Annotated in this window: 22 protein-coding genes; 3 read left to right on the plus strand and 19 right to left on the minus strand. The window is 35.9% G+C overall.

Annotated features, from left to right (window positions below; translation table 11 throughout):
• The 14 genes from ABYT26_RS13680 to rsgA all read right to left on the minus strand — a co-directional run.
• On the minus strand, nt 1-155 hold a 155-nt coding region (locus ABYT26_RS13680; protein ID WP_372754885.1), incomplete at its 3' end, for a F0F1 ATP synthase subunit delta.
• A 72-nt stretch (nt 156-227) separates the two neighbouring features.
• The gene (locus ABYT26_RS13685) at nt 228-722 is read right to left on the minus strand and encodes a F0F1 ATP synthase subunit B (protein ID WP_372754830.1); all 495 of its coding nucleotides are present in this window, start codon (nt 720-722) and stop codon (nt 228-230) included.
• 98 nt (nt 723-820) lie between these two features.
• On the minus strand, nt 821-1,078 hold the full coding sequence (gene atpE / locus ABYT26_RS13690; protein WP_156194809.1) for an ATP synthase F0 subunit C: 258 nt from the start codon (nt 1,076-1,078) through the stop codon (nt 821-823).
• A 60-nt stretch (nt 1,079-1,138) separates the two neighbouring features.
• A complete protein-coding gene (gene atpB, locus ABYT26_RS13695; protein WP_372754832.1) occupies nt 1,139-2,221 on the minus strand; it encodes a F0F1 ATP synthase subunit A in 1,083 nt (360 codons plus the stop codon).
• A gap of 306 nt (nt 2,222-2,527) precedes the next feature.
• Nucleotides 2,528-2,920: a hypothetical protein gene (locus tag ABYT26_RS13700; protein WP_372754834.1), complete on the minus strand. Its 393-nt coding sequence runs from the start codon at nt 2,918-2,920 to the stop codon at nt 2,528-2,530.
• 18 nt (nt 2,921-2,938) lie between these two features.
• Nucleotides 2,939-3,175, minus strand: coding sequence for an AtpZ/AtpI family protein (locus ABYT26_RS13705; RefSeq protein ID WP_372754836.1), 237 nt, complete (start codon nt 3,173-3,175; stop codon nt 2,939-2,941).
• On the minus strand, nt 3,162-3,530 hold the full coding sequence (locus ABYT26_RS13710; RefSeq protein ID WP_372754838.1) for a polymer-forming cytoskeletal protein: 369 nt from the start codon (nt 3,528-3,530) through the stop codon (nt 3,162-3,164). Before ABYT26_RS13710 ends, ABYT26_RS13705 begins: the two co-directional genes overlap by 14 nt.
• A 323-nt stretch (nt 3,531-3,853) precedes the next feature.
• Nucleotides 3,854-4,852: a beta-ketoacyl-ACP synthase III gene (locus ABYT26_RS13715; RefSeq protein ID WP_372754840.1), complete on the minus strand. Its 999-nt coding sequence runs from the start codon at nt 4,850-4,852 to the stop codon at nt 3,854-3,856.
• Between the two features lie 235 nt (nt 4,853-5,087).
• Nucleotides 5,088-5,273, minus strand: a complete 186-nt coding sequence (gene rpmF, locus ABYT26_RS13720; protein WP_127343203.1) for a 50S ribosomal protein L32 — start codon at nt 5,271-5,273, stop codon at nt 5,088-5,090.
• Between the two features lie 16 nt (nt 5,274-5,289).
• A complete protein-coding gene (locus tag ABYT26_RS13725) occupies nt 5,290-5,817 on the minus strand; it encodes a DUF177 domain-containing protein (protein WP_372754842.1) in 528 nt (175 codons plus the stop codon).
• 199 nt (nt 5,818-6,016) lie between these two features.
• Nucleotides 6,017-7,162, minus strand: a complete 1,146-nt coding sequence (locus ABYT26_RS13730) for a PAS domain-containing sensor histidine kinase (protein ID WP_372754844.1) — start codon at nt 7,160-7,162, stop codon at nt 6,017-6,019.
• Between the two features lie 68 nt (nt 7,163-7,230).
• The gene (mnmH, locus tag ABYT26_RS13735; protein ID WP_372754846.1) at nt 7,231-8,262 is read right to left on the minus strand and encodes a tRNA 2-selenouridine(34) synthase MnmH; all 1,032 of its coding nucleotides are present in this window, start codon (nt 8,260-8,262) and stop codon (nt 7,231-7,233) included.
• Nucleotides 8,263-8,332: 70 nt separating this feature from the next.
• The gene (locus ABYT26_RS13740) at nt 8,333-9,100 is read right to left on the minus strand and encodes a TIGR00266 family protein (protein WP_372754848.1); all 768 of its coding nucleotides are present in this window, start codon (nt 9,098-9,100) and stop codon (nt 8,333-8,335) included.
• A 109-nt stretch (nt 9,101-9,209) separates the two neighbouring features.
• Complete coding sequence (gene rsgA, locus ABYT26_RS13745) at nt 9,210-10,136, minus strand: ribosome small subunit-dependent GTPase A (RefSeq protein ID WP_372754850.1); 927 nt, start codon at nt 10,134-10,136, stop codon at nt 9,210-9,212.
• A gap of 152 nt (nt 10,137-10,288) precedes the next feature.
• On the opposite strand from rsgA, the gene ABYT26_RS13750 reads away from it, so the two are divergent.
• Entirely contained in the window at nt 10,289-11,056 is a 768-nt protein-coding gene (locus ABYT26_RS13750) for an exodeoxyribonuclease III (protein ID WP_372754852.1), read from the plus strand.
• Between the two features lie 124 nt (nt 11,057-11,180).
• On the opposite strand, the gene pepE is transcribed toward ABYT26_RS13750, so the two are convergent.
• The 5 genes from pepE to ABYT26_RS13775 form a co-directional block, all read right to left on the minus strand.
• Nucleotides 11,181-11,891, minus strand: coding sequence for a dipeptidase PepE (gene pepE, locus ABYT26_RS13755; protein WP_372754854.1), 711 nt, complete (start codon nt 11,889-11,891; stop codon nt 11,181-11,183).
• 45 nt (nt 11,892-11,936) lie between these two features.
• Nucleotides 11,937-13,943 carry an ATP-binding protein gene (locus tag ABYT26_RS13760; protein WP_372754856.1) on the minus strand — a complete coding sequence of 669 codons (2,007 nt, stop codon included), beginning with the start codon at nt 13,941-13,943 and terminating at the stop codon, nt 11,937-11,939.
• A gap of 123 nt (nt 13,944-14,066) precedes the next feature.
• On the minus strand, nt 14,067-15,149 hold the full coding sequence (locus ABYT26_RS13765; RefSeq protein ID WP_372754858.1) for a PorT family protein: 1,083 nt from the start codon (nt 15,147-15,149) through the stop codon (nt 14,067-14,069).
• Between the two features lie 56 nt (nt 15,150-15,205).
• A complete protein-coding gene (locus ABYT26_RS13770; RefSeq protein WP_372754860.1) occupies nt 15,206-16,255 on the minus strand; it encodes a hypothetical protein in 1,050 nt (349 codons plus the stop codon).
• 3 nt (nt 16,256-16,258) lie between these two features.
• Nucleotides 16,259-16,744 (minus strand): RNA polymerase sigma factor, encoded by a 486-nt coding sequence (locus tag ABYT26_RS13775; protein WP_372754862.1) that lies wholly within the window; start codon nt 16,742-16,744, stop codon nt 16,259-16,261.
• A 164-nt stretch (nt 16,745-16,908) separates the two neighbouring features.
• On the opposite strand from ABYT26_RS13775, the gene ABYT26_RS13780 reads away from it, so the two are divergent.
• Both ABYT26_RS13780 and ABYT26_RS13785 read left to right on the plus strand, forming a co-directional pair.
• A complete protein-coding gene (locus ABYT26_RS13780; RefSeq protein WP_372754864.1) occupies nt 16,909-17,712 on the plus strand; it encodes a 5'-nucleotidase, lipoprotein e(P4) family in 804 nt (267 codons plus the stop codon).
• Between the two features lie 157 nt (nt 17,713-17,869).
• Nucleotides 17,870-18,727: a DUF4271 domain-containing protein gene (locus tag ABYT26_RS13785; RefSeq protein WP_372754866.1), complete on the plus strand. Its 858-nt coding sequence runs from the start codon at nt 17,870-17,872 to the stop codon at nt 18,725-18,727.
• Nucleotides 18,728-18,763 lie beyond the last annotated feature (36 nt).

The raw sequence follows: 18,763 nt of genomic DNA on the forward strand, positions 1-18,763 counted from the left end.
ACCGGACTCTCAAGCATCAGCCAAAAATCGGAGCTCGATTTACAAAGCTCATCAACTAGCTGAATATCTTTTATAACGGTATCGATTAATTGTTGCTCTTTTCCCAATTCAAAAAGAGCCTTGGCATAACGAACCGAGATTTTACTTTCGTTCATATCTTTTAGATTATTAGTTGTAGGATATAAGAACCAAGGTTCATAATACCTCTCGTACTCTCATCCCATTAGCTAATTCAGCTTCACTTCGTCCATTAATTTCTTAAAGTAATCTTTCTGTTGCTGGTCATCAGTAAATTGCTGACGAAGAATTTTTTCGGCAATTTCGATGGAAAGAAGGGCAACCTGTGCTTTTATTTCGTTCAAAGCAGCCGATTTCTCACTTTCAATATTCAAACGAGCCGATTCAATTATTTTATCGGCCTCAATTGTCGCTTTTTGCTTGGCTTCACGAACCACATTTTCGCCCATTTCTTTAGCCTCTTTCAGCATTGCTTCGCGTTCTTTCCGTGCCTCCTGAAGAATTTTTTCGTTGCCAGCCTGTAAGGTGGCCATTTCTTCTTTTGCATGCTCTGCCGAACTGAGTGCATCCTCAATGGATTGTTCTCTCTCTTTTAAGGCATTAAGGATTGGTTTCCAGGCATACTTTGCCAGGATAAGCAAAACGATTCCAAATGCCAAAAGCATCCATATAAATGTTCCTAATTCCGGTGTTACCAAACCCATGTTATTCTATTTTAATTCACGTAAAGTGATGTTAACTTTCAAATAGATTCCACAATTTGCCGCAGACAATCTCCTCTGGCAAACTGTGGATCATGCTATTACAATACGATAGCCAACAAACAAATGATGATTGCAAAAAATGCAGCACCTTCGATAAGAGCAGCAGCAACAATCATGTTTGAACGAATATCTCCAGAAGCTTCTGGCTGACGAGCAATACTCTCAAGAGCACTACCTCCAATTTTACCGATACCGATACCAGCACCAATAGCAGCTAAACCTGCACCAAAAGCAGCACCCATCTTGGCAATACCCATGCTGGCTGCAGCCTGAAGAAGAATTGTTAATGTAATCATAGCGTTTTTAGTTAAATTGATTAAAAACTATTAAAAGCTCCTCTAAAGGAGTACAAATTCTTAATGATGTTCTTCGGTGGCCATTCCAAAATAAAGAGCCGAAAGAAGTGTAAATACATAGGCCTGAATTAAAGCCACTAAAAGTTCAAGCATATTCATAAAAACCATGAATAGTACAGAAACTACCGAAGTACCATAGCCCAAGGCTGGATTAACCTGACCGAAAATAAAGATCAAACTAACAAAAGCCAATACAATCATGTGACCTGCTGTAATGTTGGCAAAGAGTCGGACCATTAAAACAAATGGTTTGGTGAAAACTCCCATAATCTCAACCAATGGCATCAATGGAATTGGAAACTTTAACCACCAAGGCACCCCAGGAGTGTTCACAATATGACCCCAATAGGCTTTGTTTCCGTTTATTGAGGTAATAGCGAAAGTGAAAAGTGCCAAAACCATTGTAATAGTAATATTACCCGTTACATTAGCACCTCCAGGTAGAAGAGGAACCATGCCCATTAAATTGTTCAACCAGATGAAAAAGAAGATGGTTAACAGGAATGGCATGTATTTCTCATATTTTTTCTCTCCTATGGCAGGTTTTGCAATTTCATCGCGAACAAATAGAATAATTGGTTCCATTACCGACTGCATGCCTTTAGGAGCTTTGCCTTTTCGTCTGGTGTACGCTTTTGCTACTGAAAGAAAAACCCAAAGCAGAATGCCCATACTTACCAGCATGGCCACCACATTTTTAGTCATAGATATATCGAAAGGGCGAACTTGTTGTCCCTCGTACATTTCAACCACTTTACCTCTGTATTCGCCTTCCTGTGCAATCGAGAAACCTTCGTAAGAAGAATGTCCGTGATTGAAATTTGAGGACATAAACATATGAAAACCTGTCTGATTTGAATACACAATAACTGGCAAGGGAACCGTCGCATGAAAATCGCCTACCGAAAAAACGTGCCAATCGTAAGAATCGGCAATGTGATCCATGATGAAATTTCCCGGCTCAAACTTTTCTGTTTCGTGCGTAGCTTGAACATGTTCAGAATGCTCTTCAGCAGAAGCAAAAACCGGACTAACGGTTAATGCAAAAAATAAAATCAACAGAAAACGATAACTATTTTTCATACGTAAAAGACTTATCTTTAATTTTCCTTCCAATTCACATGGGAGGAGTTTATTTAAATAGCTCAAAGTCAAACTTTCATCAGAGGCTATTTAGCTTATTCGATTCGTTTACTTCCTTTTTTACCAAACTGTAAAATTCTTCCCCAATAAAGAAGTAAGAAAATCATTTTATCAATAAAAAACAAAAGACTACCAAAACAACCTCTTTTCTCTTAAGATTTTTAAAAAGAGCTTTTAACAAAAGAAGTGTTTTAACTTTCGTACTTCAAATTTAATAAAAAAAGCTCTGCTCCGTACTATTTGTAATCATTTAACATTATCAGACCTTAAAATTTTCGATAAAGAAGAAACTTCATAGGCTGTATACACAACATAACAAAAAGCAAAAAACAGGACAAAACTTAGCGCTTGCGTTCGATTCAATAAAACGTACACAATCACAAAACTTAAATTTAAAAATAATCTTATACCAAACCAAGCCATGTAATTTGTATGAAAATCTCTCGTTTTTCCTTGGGCAGCCTTAGTTAATTTAAGGTGCTGAACACTGCTAAACAAGAAAAAATAGACAATCACAAAGGGGAAAAAGTAATTCATCCAGTTTTTCAGCAATGTAGCAAATAACAAGCTTGATACTACTAGTAGAACCAAGGAAATAACGCCTAGGCTTTTAATAAATCTTTTATTTGATTTTTCCATGCTACTATATGTGTGCGCTCACTTATTTCTTAATAGATCTTTTAAAGCAAAATAAAGGGACAGAATAACTCCAACAAAAGCTCCGATGATGGTAAACAATGGAAAATCGTTTCCCAAATATTCATCCATTTTAAAACCTCCAAATAACACCACAAGAATAATGGCAATCATTTGAAAAGCTAGACCTGAGTATTTTGCAATACTTGTAGCCTGTTTTTTGCGATTTCCAAAGGAATCTTTTTTACTTTTTTTCATCTTTTTTAGGAGCTGGCTCACCCATTTTACATGTTCCTGTAAATTTCGCACCTGGTTCTACTGAAATTTTATCGGTAGCAATATTTCCCAAAATAACAGCTGTACTTTTTAAATTTACCATTTCCGAAGCAATGATATTTCCTTCAACTTTTCCTGAAACATCTATTGTTTTGCAATGAACATCTCCTTGAATTTTCCCCGAGTTTCCAACAACAACCTTACCATTCACTTCCATTTTACCATTAAGATAACCATCAATTCGAATGTCTCTTGATGCTTGAATATCCCCTTTAATGGCTGTTCCGTCGCAGATTAAATTCACTGCTGTAGGCTGTAATTCGCTAGTTTTGCTCATCTTATTTTTTTTACTAAACATGTTAAACTCTTATTGAGATTTATAAATTTGAGTATTGATTTTTTTTGGGCTAATAAATAACACAACATTACTTAGTCTATTCGATAAAGTTTTCACCAGCACTTTATCAAATCTACTACTACCAAATCAACTCAATTTTATTCAAAATAGTATTTCCTGACTGGAAAAACACATCAGAATCATTTGCATGACTATACAAATATAAAAATTTGAATGGGAAATACCATTCCATCAGCGCGAATAGAAGACAAAAAAAAGGTCTCCAAATTGGAGACCTTATGTATACTTGTTATCGTGATGTCTTATTTAGGATCGTAGCCCCATTTTACCAGAATAGAACCCCATGTAAAACCGGCACCAAAACCTGAAAGAATCAATTTATCACCTTTTTTCAATTGGTCTTCCCATTCCCACAAACACAAAGGAATCGTTGCTGAGGTCGTATTGCCATATTTTTGAATATTGATCATTACTTTCTCTTTTGCTAATCCCATTCGCTTTGCAGTGGCTTCAATAATACGATTATTTGCCTGATGCGGTACCAGCCAAGCTAGTTCATTAGAAGTTATGTTGTGTTTTTCCATCATTTCGACAGAAACATCTGCCATGTTAGAAACAGCATGCTTAAACACATGTTTTCCTTCCTGATAAATAAAATGCTCGCGGGCATCTACTGTTTCATGACTTGCTGGCTTGCATGATCCACCTGCTTTTTGATACAAATGTTTTCTTCCAAAACCCTGAGTATGTAGCATTTCATCAATAACACCCAAATCTTCACTAGTTGGCTCCAACATGACTGCAGCCGAACCATCTCCAAAAATAGGACATGTTGTACGATCAGTATAATCAACTATTGATGACATTTTCTCGGCACCAACAACAACTACTTTTTTGTACAATCCGGTTTGAATATACTTTGATGCTGTGACCAATGCAAATAGAAATCCTGAACAACCTGCATTCAAATCAAAACTAAATGCATTATTAATTCCCACCTTATCGCTAATGATATTTGCTGTTGCTGGAAATTGCATATCAGGAGTTACTGTTGCACAAATCAACAGATCCACTTCCTCGGGAGAGGTGTTTGTTTTTTTCAAAAGATCTTCAACAGCTTTAGATCCCAAATCAGAGGATCCTTTCCCTTCGCCTTTTAGAATTCTTCTTTCCTTAATCCCAATACGAGTCATGATCCACTCATCGGTCGTTTCGACCATAGTGCTCAATTCCTCATTGGTAAGAACATAGTCTGGAACGTAAGCTCCAACACCAGTTATTACTGCATTAATTTTCGACATTCTTTTTAGCTTACTTAGTGTTTATCAGTTAGATTCATCGTTCCAATCACACACTATTCTATTCAAGAATATGTAAATCTAAGACATAACAAAGATCTTTCAATTAACATATTAACTGAAAGAAATACGGCCTTAAAAATTGCAAATGAAACTGCATAATAAGCAAAATTGCTCCCAAGTTATTCCTGAGGAGCAAATTCACATATTGCGTTTAACCTAAATAATTTAACTTAGATTATGCTGTAACTTCTTTTTCGATCGCCAATTTACCTCTGTAGTAACCACACTCAGGGCAAACAGTATGATATTTAACAGTTGCTCCACAATTTGAGCAAGATGCTAAAGTGGCAGGAGTTGTTTTAAGATGAGTTCTTCTCTTATTTCTTCTCTGCTTCGACGTTCTGTGTTTTGGATGTGCCATTTTTCAACCTATTTAACTAATTATTATCAATCAATTTTCTTAAATCATTCCATCTAGGATCGATATTATCTTCATCTTTCACTATATGGTCATTCAATTTCTGAATCATTTCTTCATTACAAGTGCTATTTCCATTTTCATCTTCGGGATGAATAAAACTTAACGGTAAGCTAAGTGAAAATAGCTCGTAGATGTATTGTGCTGTTTCCAATTCGTTAACCGCTTCCGAAATCACAATAACATCCTCTGCCAACTCTTCGTTTTCTTCTCCAAATTTAACATAAACAGAGCTTTCTCCACTCACGTCTAAATCAAAAGGATCCAAACAACGATCACAGGCAACATTTATCTTACCCTCTATTTCAATAGAAAGAGTCATTACCAGCGTTTTTTTCTCCAAGGTAACTTTTACCGCGGCATCAACCTGATAGGCATCTTCCTTTTGAAATTGTTCAAAGAATTTCTTATCAATGGTAAAATCAAATTCATGTTTACCATCTTTCAATCCTTTAAAAGGAATCGTATATTTTGCTAGATAATCCAAAATATTCTAATAAAACTTTGCAAAAGTATAAAAATTAATCATACGTCTTCATAAATATCAACATCTTTTTTGGCTATTTCAACCAATTATTAAACTGAATTACAGTTTCAATGATTCAATTCACTTGAAAACGGGCTGCAAAAATAGTTAGTTCTTTGCTGGTTTCAAAAAAAAATAAGCTATTTGAAAATCAATTGATTCAATTTAATGGCAAAATTATTCTAAACACCGCGCCACTGCCCAACTCTGAGCTAGTAACAAATATTTTTCCCTTGTGATAATTTTCAATAATTCGCTTCGAAAGAGACAATCCCAGCCCCCATCCTCGCTTTTTTGAGGTGAAACCTGGCTTAAAAATCGTCTTAAATTGATTTCTGGCGAGCCCTTTTCCCGTATCGCTGATATCAATGATCAATTGATTAATTTTGCCCGAGACCACAAATTTTAATTTCCCTTTCCCTTCCATGGCATCAACCGCATTCTTGGTTAAATTTTCGATTACCCAAGAAAAAAGCTCTTTGTTTAAGGGAATTTCGGCATTTTCTACTTTCTGCACTTCTAAACTATATTCAATCTTATCGGAAGTTCTCTTTTTTAAGTAATCGATACTGCCTTCAAGTACCTCCAACACATTTACTAATTTCAAAACTGGTTTTGAACCAATTTTCGAAAATCGCTCAGCTATAACCTCAAGGCGATTGACATCCTTGGTCATTTCTTCGGCCAGGTGGGAATTAATTTCACCCGCTTTTATAAGCTCCATCCACGCCATTAAGGAACTTATTGGGGTCCCTAACTGGTGAGCCGTTTCTTTCGACATCCCAACCCATACCTGATTCTGTTCCGATGATTTAGAGTAGGAAAATGCCAGGTAAGCAATTAGTATAAAAGTGATGATCACTCCCAATTGAACGAAAGGATACCAAGCCAAACGTTTCAATAGGTTTGAGTCATCAAAATAAATGTAGTTTTTGCCATCTACAAGTTCTATCTCTATGCAATGTTCCTCCTCCTTCATCTCCTGGATTTCTTGCTTTAAAAAAGCTTCTTGGTTCTTTTGGGGCAGAGTGATATTCCTATGGTCAACCATGTCACCCTCCTCGTCAACCAGAATTACAGGAATGGTTTCGTTTTGCTCTAAAATCCGATTAATAAGAGCAACATCCTGATCGGGATTTAAATGCAAACTACGAATTCCTTCTGCCCACAATTCAATTTTATTCTCCTCTTCGTGAGCCAGTTTACTCACCAAATTATTGGTATACAAGATGGAGCCAAAAACAATAATTATGGCTACAAATAAAAAATAAAATTTCCAGTGTCGATTTTTTAGATAGATATCCAAGATTTTCGAATTGTAAGATTTCACATAAAGATAACGACAAATCAATCAATTTCTTATCCTAAGAAAAATTACTTCTGTAGTTGAGAATAAAATTCAAGTATGCTTTTGGCATTTTCTTTGGGCTCATCCTTTTCCAAAGCCAAGGGGTATACGGTTTGATCTTTACGTTTTTGTTGGCCATGAAGATAGGCTTTGTCGTAATAGGTTAAGCTAATATCAGCCACAGTGTAAAAATCGCCTTCATCAAGACTTTGAAAGGCATTTTTCACATTTAAACCTCCCAATCGTTTTTCTATTTTACTGATAAGCCCTTTCAAAACATCAATCTCGAAACAGGCATATTCCTTTACTAATCTTTTAATTCTTTCTTCTTTAGGAATTTCCATCTTAATCACATCGGCGTTTCTCATTTGAGAAAACAAAACATCATTGATCCAGACACCTCCAACAGAATTACTTTCATCCTCGATCCAAATGCATTTATTGAAATCGAATTTGGACCACAATTGAGCCAATTCATTTTCAAAATTCTCATTAGTTGGTTGATTGGGCTGACCTAAAGCTCCGAACACAGAACCTTTATGGTTGGCAACACCCTCTAAATCGAGAACCTGATGTCCCATTTTTATCATTTCGTGAAGAACTTCGGTTTTTCCACTACCGGTCATTCCTCCCAATATTATAATTTTTGCTTTTCGGGCAAATTCTTCTCGGTTACATGCTCTGTATGCTTTGTATCCACCCTTAAGAAGATAGACGGTAAAACCAGCTGTTTCGAACAACCAGGCCATGCTACCACTTCTCATTCCACCTCTCCAGCAATGCACCAATATTTTTTTATCAGGAGCTATTTTTTTTGCCTTCTTTACAAAAAGAGCCAATTTAGGACCTACAATTTCTAAGCCCAATAAAACAGCCGAATCTTTACCTGCTCTTTTGTATTTAGTGCCAACAACAACTCGTTCATCGTTGGTAAAAATAGGAAGATTATGAGCTCCGGGAATATGACCATTCTCAAATTCAGCAGGAGTTCTAACATCAACCATTGGGAGGGTTTTTCCCATTTCAAGAAATTCCTTAGGATCTAGTACTATAGCCATATTATTTCGTAATTATATCAATAAAAAGAGCACGTAGTGTTTACGTGCTGCTTGGTAAAAAATTGTTTCATTAATCTTCCAGAAATTCGCCCAGAATTGAACTGGCTCCCTTCTTTCGATTTTCGCCCCGTGGAGCAATTGCCTTCACTAATTTTCGTATTGGCATGGATTGTAGCCATACTTTTCCTGTTCCACGTAAAGTAGCTAGAAAGATGCCTTCACCTCCAAAAATCATTGATTTTAGCCCACCAGCCTTTTCTATTGAAAAGTCAATCCCTTCTTCGAAAGCCACTACACATCCGGTATCAACACGAAGTGTTTGATTGTTTAATTCTTTTTCGATGACAGTTCCTCCAGCATGCACAAAAGCCTTTCCATCTCCTTGTAATTTTTCGAGAATAAAACCTTCGCCACCAAACAAGGCAGCACCCAACTTTTTATTAAAGGTAATGCTTACTTTTGTTCCTAGTGCAGCACACAAAAATCCATCTTTCTGAACAATGAGAGAACCTCCTGATTTGTTTAGATCGATAGGCATTATAGTTCCCGGATAAGGAGCTGCAAAACCAACCCTTGATTTTCCCGTGCCTTTATGAGTGAAGTGAGTGAGAAATAACGATTCTCCCGCAATAAGGCGTGATCCTGCTGAAAAAAGTTTTCCCAATAAGCCTTTTTCAGGTTCCGAGCCATCTCCCATTTTTGTTTCAAAAGTAATTCCTTCCTCCATGTACGACATGGCTCCTGCCTCAGCAATTACGGTTTCATTGGCATCCAGTTCTATTTCTACCAATTGAATATCATCGCCAAAGATCTTGTAATCTATTTCGTGTGATTTCATTTTAAATGATGAATTAGAAGTTAAATTAATTGGAAATTCTTGAGCTGTAGTAATCACATTTTTGCACTTGAAACAAAAGCTAAAACAACTACCAATCAGATTCTAAATATCAAATTCGGTATTTATTGTCCTCATCTTCCATAATCATACCCAAATAGCTCTCATATCTAGACATGCAAATTTCGCCAATCTCGACAGCTGCTTTTACAGCGCATTGTGGTTCATGAACATGAGTGCAATTATTGAATTGACATTGCTGTGATTTTTTAAAAATTTCAGGAAAGAAATGCGACATTTCTTCTTTAGCCATATCAATGGTTCCAAACCCCCTAATTCCTGGTGTATCAATAATATAACCCCCAAAATCAAGCTCAAACATTTCAGAAAAAGTGGTGGTATGCTTGCCTTGAGCATGTGCTTCGGAAATTTCACCAGTTTTTAAATCTAAACCTGGTTGAATTTTATTGATTAAGGTAGATTTACCAACACCCGAATGACCTGAAAGCAGATTTATTTTCCCCTTTAAAATTTCTTTCATCTGCTCGATATGAATTCCCTGCTTGGCAGAAATTTCGTAGCATTTATAGCCAATTTTACTGTAAGTGTGTCGTAAATCGTACAGTCGATCTTTATCGTTGGGGCGATATCGATCTATCTTATTAAAAATAAGACTCACAGGAATACGATACGCTTCTGCTGCAGCTAAAAACCGATCGATAAAAGTTGTTGTTGTTAATGGATAATTTACCGTAACAATTAAAAATGCCTGATCGATATTCGACGCAATAATTTGGCTGTGTTTTGATAAGTTGGATGATTTTCGAATGATATAATTCTTCCGTTCGTGAATATTCACAATTACATCAGCTTCATTTTCCACTTCGAAATCTACTCGATCGCCCACCGAGATAGGATTGGTTGTACGAATTCCATCCATTCTGAATCGCCCTTTTATACGGCAATTGTGAATCTCACCATCCTCGGCCTTTACAGTATACCAACTTCCTGTCGACTTAATTACTAATCCCTGTTTCAATGTTTTTCGTTTTGTTACAAAAGTAGTTGATTTCAAACAAACTTAGACAATTCCATTGTAATTTCTGAGTTTTTATAACATGTCTTTATCAAATTTTCCCTTTCTGCTTTTTTCTTTTTTATCTTTATTCACTTGAATTTAAAATATAGGCAATGCGAAAAATAATAAGTTACAATGTAAATGGCATTAGAGCTGCTCTGGCTAAAGATTTTATTGAATGGTTGAAAGAGGAAAATCCGGATATTCTTCTCATTCAGGAAACCAAAGCCCAACCCGAACAAATTGAAACGGCTCGTTTTGAAGAGTTAGGCTATCATTGCCACTGGTTTTCTGCCGAAAAAAAAGGCTATAGTGGCGTAGGAATCCTGAGTAAAGAGAAGCCCGACCTAGTGGTTACAGGCATTGACAATCCCAAATATGATGTTGAAGGCAGAGCAATTAGAGCCGATTTTGGTGATGTTTCGGTGCTTAGTACCTATCACCCATCGGGAACCACTGGTGGTCCACGGCAAGATTATAAAATGGAATGGTTAAGCTATTTTCAGGAATATATAGATGAACTTAAAAAGGAAAAACCCAAATTGATTATTGGTGGCGATTACAACATCTGTCACAAGGCAATTGATATTAGCAGACCAGAAAAGAAAAAAGGTGTTTCGGGCTTTCTGCCTGAAGAAAGAGAATGGGTAAGTCAATTTATTGAGAGTGGATTTATCGATAGCTTTCGAGAATTTGATCAGTCGCCAGACAAATACAGCTGGTGGAGCTACAGAGCAGGATCCAGAGGCAAGAACTTAGGCTGGAGAATAGATTATCACATGGTAAGCGAGCCGCTCCGAAATCAGCTAAAAGGAGCACACATTTTGGCAGATATCGTTCACTCTGATCATTGCCCTATTGTTGTTGAAGTAGATTTTTAATCTTCACTAAAAGTGAAAAATCCCGGAAAAACTTATTTTTCCGGGATTTCTATTTCTACACCCAAGCATTCTCTTCATCAAGTAGGAATGTAATTTTTTGGGTTTATATGTATCAGAAATAATTTTATTTAATTAAGAATTTAAAATCGTCCGACACCTTTAACTCATAGGGATCAACGCCATTCTTAAAAATGCGGCAAGTATGGTTTCCAATTAATTGGATGTTCTCATTTTCGAACAAAAACATGCTTCCCTCTCTCAATCCGGCCACATATACTTCTGGGTTAACCAGAATAAATTCATTGATCCTGACCTCTCGGGTTTCTCCGTTATGGCCTTCGGGATTTGCATCTAAATAATGTGGATTGATTTGAAAAGGAATTAAATTAAGAGCCTGAAATCCAATGGGATCGATAATTGGCATGTCGTTGGTAGTTTTGATAGTTGGACAAGCTACATTTGAACCAGCACTCCAACCAATGTAGGGTATTTCTTCCTGCATCACTTTTTTGCGGATGACTTCGGTTAACTTGTTCTTGTGAATATTATGAAGCAAATTCCAACTATTTCCTCCTCCAATAACAATTGCTTCGGCTTGCTCAACTGCTTTTACTGCATCATCAAAATGATGAATGGAAATCACATCGTGTCCTACTTCATTGAACTTAGCCTTTACTTTGGCTTCGTACTGGTCGAATGAAATGCTTACTCCTGCGTAAGGAATAAAAAGTGCTTTTACGGGCTTGTCACCTAAAAACTTTTTAATGTTATTCTTTGGGTAGTCTAAATATTCCTCCCCTGCCATGGTAGAATTACTAATCAATAATAATCTCATCTATGTTGTGTTATTTATGTATAAGTGTAAATGACAAGATCTAATTTAGCTATTTACAAGAGAAATAAAACTTTCTCTCTTCACAAATTCTCTAAATTTCTGATCATTCATAGGACGTCTTGGAATAATAAAGGAAAAGGTACTTCCCTTATCTACTTCACTTTCCACCATCAATTCGCCATGATTTTTCACAAGAAAATCTCTACACAAAGTTATTCCTAAACCTGTTCCTTTTTCGTTTGCAGTTCCATCGGTAGTTTTCCCTTCGTAAATATTTTCAATTTGCTCTGGCATCATTCCAATTCCATTATCGATCACCGAAATTTTAACAAAATATTCTCCGATTTCCGATTTCACCTCTATTCTTCCTCCTTTATTGGTAAATTTAATGGCATTAGAAATTAAATTACGAAGTACTGTATTAATCATGTTCCAATCGATGTACACATCGACAAAAGGGTTACTGGTAGCACTCAAATTAATGGATTTAATTTTTGCCAATTCAGCAGCCAAACCAATGTTAGAGCTTATTATGGAACTTGCATCCACCATTTTTAAGTTTGCCGATATGGTAGAGGTCTGATTTTTAGCCCAAACCAAAAGATTTTCCAGCAATTCGAAGGAATTATCGGCCGAGTGGAATAAAGATTGTAAAAACTCCGTTTTATCCTCTTCCGATAGATTCAGGTCCTTATCGGTAAGCATCATTCGCAATCCATTACTAATGTTTCCAATTGCTCCCCGCAAATCGTGAGCGATCAGAGAAAACATTTTATCCTTGGTATCGTTCGCAGTTCTAAGCTTATCTTCACTATCTTTTAACTGTTTCATGGCTTCAATTAACTCTTGTTGATGTTGATTGACCAAGCTATTTTTTAGGTGTAAAAATTCGTTATCCTTCAATTTATTTCTATACCTGGAAGTAAGAAAAAAGATCACAAGAAGAAGTATTAGTAATACCAACAAACCAACAATATATTGCCTGTTGATTTCCAACTGCTGCACCTGATTCTCAGTTCTTAATATTTGATTTTCCTGATTTTTAATTTCTTCCACATGTCTGGCATCCAAATCATCTATTTTATTGGATAACTGTTCCGAAGAAATAGAATCCTGATAGGCTTGAAGACTTTGGTAGGCATGAATTGCTTTTTTATAATTCCCTAATTTTGTATAGAATACCGAAAGATGCTCGTAATAATCCCGAAGTAACCTTTTCGATTTTAATTGTGTCGCTATCAAAAACCCCTTGTCAAGATGAATTTTAGCCTTAACCAATTCGTTGTGATGAAGATATAAGTCACACATATTCAGCTCAAATACACCAGTTTTATAATTTGGCTGATTTGATTTATAGTAATCAACAGCTTCGCGGTAGGTTCGAATGGCTTTAAGCGTATCCCCCATAACAGTATACAAGCTCCCAATATCGTTCAATAGCTCTCCAACAATGGATCTATGGGAGATTTCTTTTCCTAGTGACAAACCATCTAGCATATATTTAGTTGCCTCATCAAAATTTCCAATTGACTGATAGTAAAGTCCAAATAGATTCAGACACCTGGCCGTTCCTACCTTGTCGCCTAATTGTTCATATATTTCCCGGGCCTCTTGGGTGTAGGTATATGTTTTACTGATTTTTCCTGATTGAAAGTAAACGGTTGCCAACTGCTCACTAATGTCGGCAAGTTCCTTTTTATAGTTATGACTTTTTGCAAATCGATATGCTTTTAGCAAGTAATTAAGAGAATTATCAAACTGATTATCGATGTAGTAAGCAGTACCTAAATAGTACATTGCTTTAGCAATTTCCTTATCATATTCAAGACTTTGAGCTAATGCGAGCGCTCGCCCTCCCATCTCAATTCCTTTGCTAGGCTCCGTATCCCAATAGGCTCGACTCATTTCAAGTAAGGTTTCTAATTTTTCCTGACCAAAAACTTTATCATAACGAATATTTAAGCTATCTAAGTTTATCTGATAATCAACAAGAGCTGATTGGCTTTGAAGTACAGAAAAGAGACATATGAGCAGCAATAAATATTTTTTCATGCCACTAATATACTACTTTACTACTACATAATTCAATATTGGTCAAAACTAACAGACCTAATAATGAAGAATGTCGGCTCTATTAAGAACCGACATAATATTTTTTTATTTCTATTTCATATACTAAAAGGACACCAGAGTAATTCCAAGGGTGTATGGAACCAATTCAGGCCCTTTGTTTTTCTCAAATAAGTTGGTGAGTCCATAACTTGCAAAAAAGTTTAACGAACGATATCCTATACGAGCCTGAGCAGCATAACGAAAAGTTTTCAAATTAAAATCATCATGGTCTTTATCCTTGTGAGAATTACCATTGGATTTGTATTTTACTTTGGTGTGGGAACCTATTCTTAGTCCTCCGACCACACCTGCCGACATGTGAACTCTTCTCGATTTATACTTAACTGGAATTTGAAACTCTAACAACAAAGGAACAGTAAGATATAAACTGGTCAATTTGCTTTTTTTTATGTCCCAATCAGTATCAAAGTACAAAGGTTCAGTTACTCCCGAACTCGCTTTTTCCAAACTTACATCCTTATCGAAACGATAATTGTTCCATTCCAATCCTAAACCAGTTACCAAACCAATGGTATTTCTTTCCTTTTGCAAACTAATATCATACTGAAGGAAATTAAGGTTAACAGCAAGGGACTTGGCCATATCTAACTCCATAAAATCGTCCATTTCATCGATATAAGAACTGTAATCCTGATCGACAAAGCCATTCACTCCCAACTCAAAACCAGCCCAATGCCCTCGAAAATCTTTTTCTTTCTCCACGAAAAATTCATCCTGATTGGTATCCCATGGCTGCACTTTATCAATTCGTATTCTGGTTCCATGCCAACCATCTATAATATTAATTTGCTTGCCTCCAAGGCGTATTTTTGTAGTATCTCTATCCTGCTCATAGCCTAACTTACCAATTTTTCCGATTTTGGCTTTTACTCCATTCTCATTCTCAACCACCTTCACCACATCTTTTTCCATAAACTTCACCTTTGTGGTATCCGATGAACTTTGCCAGAATTGATTATCTGTTTTCTCTTTAACTGCAGATTTTTTTTTCTGATTCGACCAGGAATCATCTATCAGTATTTTATTTTTTAAGCTATCTCTTTGTAGGCTATCTATAGACTCCTGAGCCTTTCCAGCTGATAATAACATAAAACTAATGCAGACTAATAATATTTTTTTCATCATGGTATAATTTCTAAATTCTTAGACTAAGACGAAGACATTAATAAATAGTTACAGGCTTACTTCACAGTTTTTGAAAATCCAATACCTGGCGTATTAAAATCGAAACGCGTTTTCTCACTTGTTGAGTCGTATTTTTTTTCCAACTGAAGATTTTTTCCAGCAATTTCTTCCAACTTATCAACTCCTAACTTGGCAATGGCAAATAAAAGTGAATTTTGTAGTTTCTTTTTCGGCACGCTTGATTTCCACGACATACCCAATTGTTCTAATCCACTATTTTGCGCCCTCATTACAGAACTTTCATCAATCGTTAATTGCAATTCTTTTTCAGAGATGTCGGCATTTGCCAGAAGAACTGGCTGCGATTCAACAACAAGTTCAATGGGTTGTACTCTAATTTGCTCTATTCTCATTTTCTGATCCCCCTTTACTTCCCATGTCAATGCTCTCTGAGCAAGCTCTTCCTTTTCTGGAATTTTTGCCATTCTCTTATCGACTAATTCCAACTTATCACTCCTATTCGATTCAATCGAATGAATGGCTTTAAAATTTAAAGCTTCTGGTTTTATTGTAGAAGTAGCAAAAACAACTTGCTCTTTCTTCACTGATTTTCCATCGAATTTGTAAAAAAAATTACCGATTGAAAAAAGGAATAAAATGGATGCTGCAACAGCTACTCCAGAAAAATACCACCACAAAGCAGCTTTCCTCTTCTTCTTTTGCAATCGCTCTTTGTGAGGATAAACAATTTCCTTATCTGGTTGTAAAATGGTTTGTTCAAAAAGCCTATTCTCCTTTTTACTTTCCTTATTTTTATTTAGAAATGCATCAAAAGCCATTTGGGTCGAAGCCGATAGGTCACCTTCCAAACGAGCAACGCAAAAGTCATCGAAACTTTCTCTGAAAGGAATCTCTTTTAAAAATTCAAGATTCATCTCACAGTTATCATGCTTCAAAACAGGACAATCCAACCCCTCTAACTCCACTTTTAGATCCGGATTTTCGCGTAAAAATTTGTCCAAAGCGGTGCACTGAAGAGAATTTAAATTTCCCTCCGAATAATCAAGGAAGAATTCCTCGTAGTTATTTCGGTTGATTTCTCTCATTTCCTAAACAATTGTTTCAATGCTTCCAATGAACTTTTTAAGATGCTTACGGGCTCGATAAATATAAACTTTTACCTGAGATTCGCTTAAATCAGTAATTTTTGCGATTTCAGAATACGAATATCCTTCATAATCTCTCAACAAAATTACCGATCGCTGCACATCCGATAATCTCTTCAGTGCCGCATCTAAAATTTCACTTATATCGCTATACTGCTCCGAATGCGAATAATCCAAAACATTCACATTTTCAAAATCGTCTTTTCTTTTCTCTCTTCGAATCAAATCAATCATGGTATGATAAGCCGTTGTGTAGAGGTAAGATTTCACTTTCAAAAAATTTACCTGCTCAACATTTCGCCATAACTTCTCAAAACTATCCTGCACAATATCCTTAGCCTTATCCTCGTCTCTAATGTTTTTCAGGATAAAACGATACATTCCATCAGCATGCTGATCTGCGCTTATGTTGTACTCGTCAAGATTCATAGTTAGTAACAATCAAATTTAAGACGATTACCTCCAAATAAAAGTTACAGGCCATTTTTTTATTATCTTCGATTTCGAAAACCATTTTTATAAAAGTATCCACAAGTTTCATTCTTATCCGAAGAATTCCAATTTTATAATGATTTATTAAAATTTCAATCAGCATGAGAAAAATATTTTTGGCCTTAGTTGCAATATCTATTTTAAGCTCCTCCTGTTCCAACTCACAGAAAAGCCAGACAAGCCCAAACGAACACCTAGTTATGTCAACCCTTTGGTTTCAGCGCGCTTCGGAGTGTAGAGCCTTGTATTATCAAGCATTTAACGCGGCAAAATTATCGCTGGATCAACAGTTAATTCTAACGACTAAGGATAGCAAAGCCAAAGCTGTTGTTGTTGATATTGACGAAACGGTTTTAGACAACAGTCCTTTCGAAACCAATTCGATTCGTACCGGCAAAAATTACAACAGTGAAAACTGGAAAGAATGGACAGATATGGCTAAAGCCAAAGCAACACCGGGTTCTCTGGAATTTTTAAAGTATGCAGAATCGAAAGGTGTTGAAACTTTTTACATTTCGAACCGAAGTATTTCTGCTTTGGCAAAAACCATTGAAAACCTCCAAAAACTAGGTTTTCCCTTTGCCGATGAAAAGCATGTCTTGTTAAAAACAGAAACTGGAATTAAAACAGCTCGCAGAAACAAAGTATTGGAAACACACGATATTTTGATTTTTGCAGGAGATAACCTAGGCGATTTTGATGAATTCCTTGAAGACAGATCTACTAATTTTGGATTTTCGCGAGTAGATAAAATGCAAGCCGAATTTGGCAAGCGTTTTATTGTTCTTCCCAATCCTATGTATGGTTCGTGGGAACAAGAGGTAATGAAAAATGATCAAAAACTGAGTCCTTTAGAAAAAGAGAATCTTCGTAAGAAGCAACTAATTGGCTACGAAGAGTTGTAGTTAGAATTAAAAGCCCGAAAAAATTTCGGGCTTTCTTTTTACTGGAAATCTAACTGCACAAAAAATAAGATTATCTTTGTGCAAACCAATTCAACAAGTTTCTAATAGCATGGCGCAAAATTTTTTACACCTTCCAATTGTAAAGCAGAATGCACTTATGGACTCACTGATTGAAACAAACAATCAATCAACAGATTCCAGCAGTTTGAAACTTTCTAATCCGATAGCTAGTACCTCTGTTCCTATGCAAAAAGATACTAGTCTTCTTTTCGACCCACAGCTCACATCTCCGACCGATTCTGTTGCACAAGCTGACAGTACCCATACGGAGCAAATTTTTCAAGGAGAAAGAGGCATTCCCATTATGTCTTATCAAAACGACTGGATGGTTGGCGTACTTCTATTTGCATTGATTCTACTGGCTATATTGAGATTCTCATTTAATAAATTCCTTTTTCGAGTTTTAGACTCTTTGCTCAACTCACAAAGCTCATCGAATCTTTTATTGGAGAAAAACATGAGAAACATTCGAGGATCTATCTTTTTAAACCTCTTGTTTTACGTTAATTTCTCCTTGTTTATCATACAATTTCTGGTTTATATTCTATCCTTAAATCAAAATCACAACAATCTAATCTTTTACTTGTACTTTTTTGCTGGATTAATCTGTATCTATCAAACTAAATTCCTCTTTATTCGTTTCATCGGATATGTTTTTAATGGAATAAATGAGAGTAAAGAGTATTTACACACCATTTCTATTTACAATAAGAACTTAGGGATTTTTCTCCTCCCAATCACTATTAGTGTCCCATTTATCGCACAATATGCAACTCCAATGCTGCTTAAAATAGGTTTTGCTTTAACGCTTATTTTCTATTTTTTAAGACTATTTAGAGGTATTCAAATTTTATTTCGTCAACATGTATCAATATTTTATATGATTTCGTACCTTTGTGCACTGGAAATTTTGCCCTTACTAATGATTTACAAACTGTTGTATTTATTAGTATAGGTCGGTTAATAAATTGTCGAACTAAACTCTACTATT

The organism is Labilibaculum sp. (assembly GCF_041595635.1).
Taxonomy (GTDB): Bacteria; Bacteroidota; Bacteroidia; order Bacteroidales; family Marinifilaceae; genus Labilibaculum.

Bases quoted from the DNA above. Each gene is read 5' to 3' on its own strand.
- ABYT26_RS13770 (WP_372754860.1), bottom strand. From the start codon at position 16,255: ATGAGAGAAATCAACCGAAATAACTACGAGGAATTCTTCCTTGATTAT.
- atpB (WP_372754832.1), bottom strand. From the start codon at position 2,221: ATGAAAAATAGTTATCGTTTTCTGTTGATTTTATTTTTTGCATTAACC.
- ABYT26_RS13740 (WP_372754848.1), bottom strand. From the start codon at position 9,100: ATGAAATCACACGAAATAGATTACAAGATCTTTGGCGATGATATTCAA.
- ABYT26_RS13685 (WP_372754830.1), bottom strand. From the start codon at position 722: ATGGGTTTGGTAACACCGGAATTAGGAACATTTATATGGATGCTTTTG.
- ABYT26_RS13710 (WP_372754838.1), bottom strand. From the start codon at position 3,530: ATGAGCAAAACTAGCGAATTACAGCCTACAGCAGTGAATTTAATCTGC.
- pepE (WP_372754854.1), bottom strand. From the start codon at position 11,891: ATGAGATTATTATTGATTAGTAATTCTACCATGGCAGGGGAGGAATAT.
- atpE (WP_156194809.1), bottom strand. From the start codon at position 1,078: ATGATTACATTAACAATTCTTCTTCAGGCTGCAGCCAGCATGGGTATT.
- ABYT26_RS13705 (WP_372754836.1), bottom strand. From the start codon at position 3,175: ATGAAAAAAAGTAAAAAAGATTCCTTTGGAAATCGCAAAAAACAGGCT.
- ABYT26_RS13765 (WP_372754858.1), bottom strand. From the start codon at position 15,149: ATGATGAAAAAAATATTATTAGTCTGCATTAGTTTTATGTTATTATCA.
- ABYT26_RS13760 (WP_372754856.1), bottom strand. From the start codon at position 13,943: ATGAAAAAATATTTATTGCTGCTCATATGTCTCTTTTCTGTACTTCAA.
- mnmH (WP_372754846.1), bottom strand. From the start codon at position 8,262: ATGGCTATAGTACTAGATCCTAAGGAATTTCTTGAAATGGGAAAAACC.
- ABYT26_RS13780 (WP_372754864.1), top strand. From the start codon at position 16,909: ATGAGAAAAATATTTTTGGCCTTAGTTGCAATATCTATTTTAAGCTCC.
- ABYT26_RS13785 (WP_372754866.1), top strand. From the start codon at position 17,870: ATGGACTCACTGATTGAAACAAACAATCAATCAACAGATTCCAGCAGT.
- ABYT26_RS13700 (WP_372754834.1), bottom strand. From the start codon at position 2,920: ATGGAAAAATCAAATAAAAGATTTATTAAAAGCCTAGGCGTTATTTCC.
- ABYT26_RS13775 (WP_372754862.1), bottom strand. From the start codon at position 16,744: ATGAATCTTGACGAGTACAACATAAGCGCAGATCAGCATGCTGATGGA.
- rpmF (WP_127343203.1), bottom strand. From the start codon at position 5,273: ATGGCACATCCAAAACACAGAACGTCGAAGCAGAGAAGAAATAAGAGA.
- ABYT26_RS13715 (WP_372754840.1), bottom strand. From the start codon at position 4,852: ATGTCGAAAATTAATGCAGTAATAACTGGTGTTGGAGCTTACGTTCCA.
- ABYT26_RS13750 (WP_372754852.1), top strand. From the start codon at position 10,289: ATGCGAAAAATAATAAGTTACAATGTAAATGGCATTAGAGCTGCTCTG.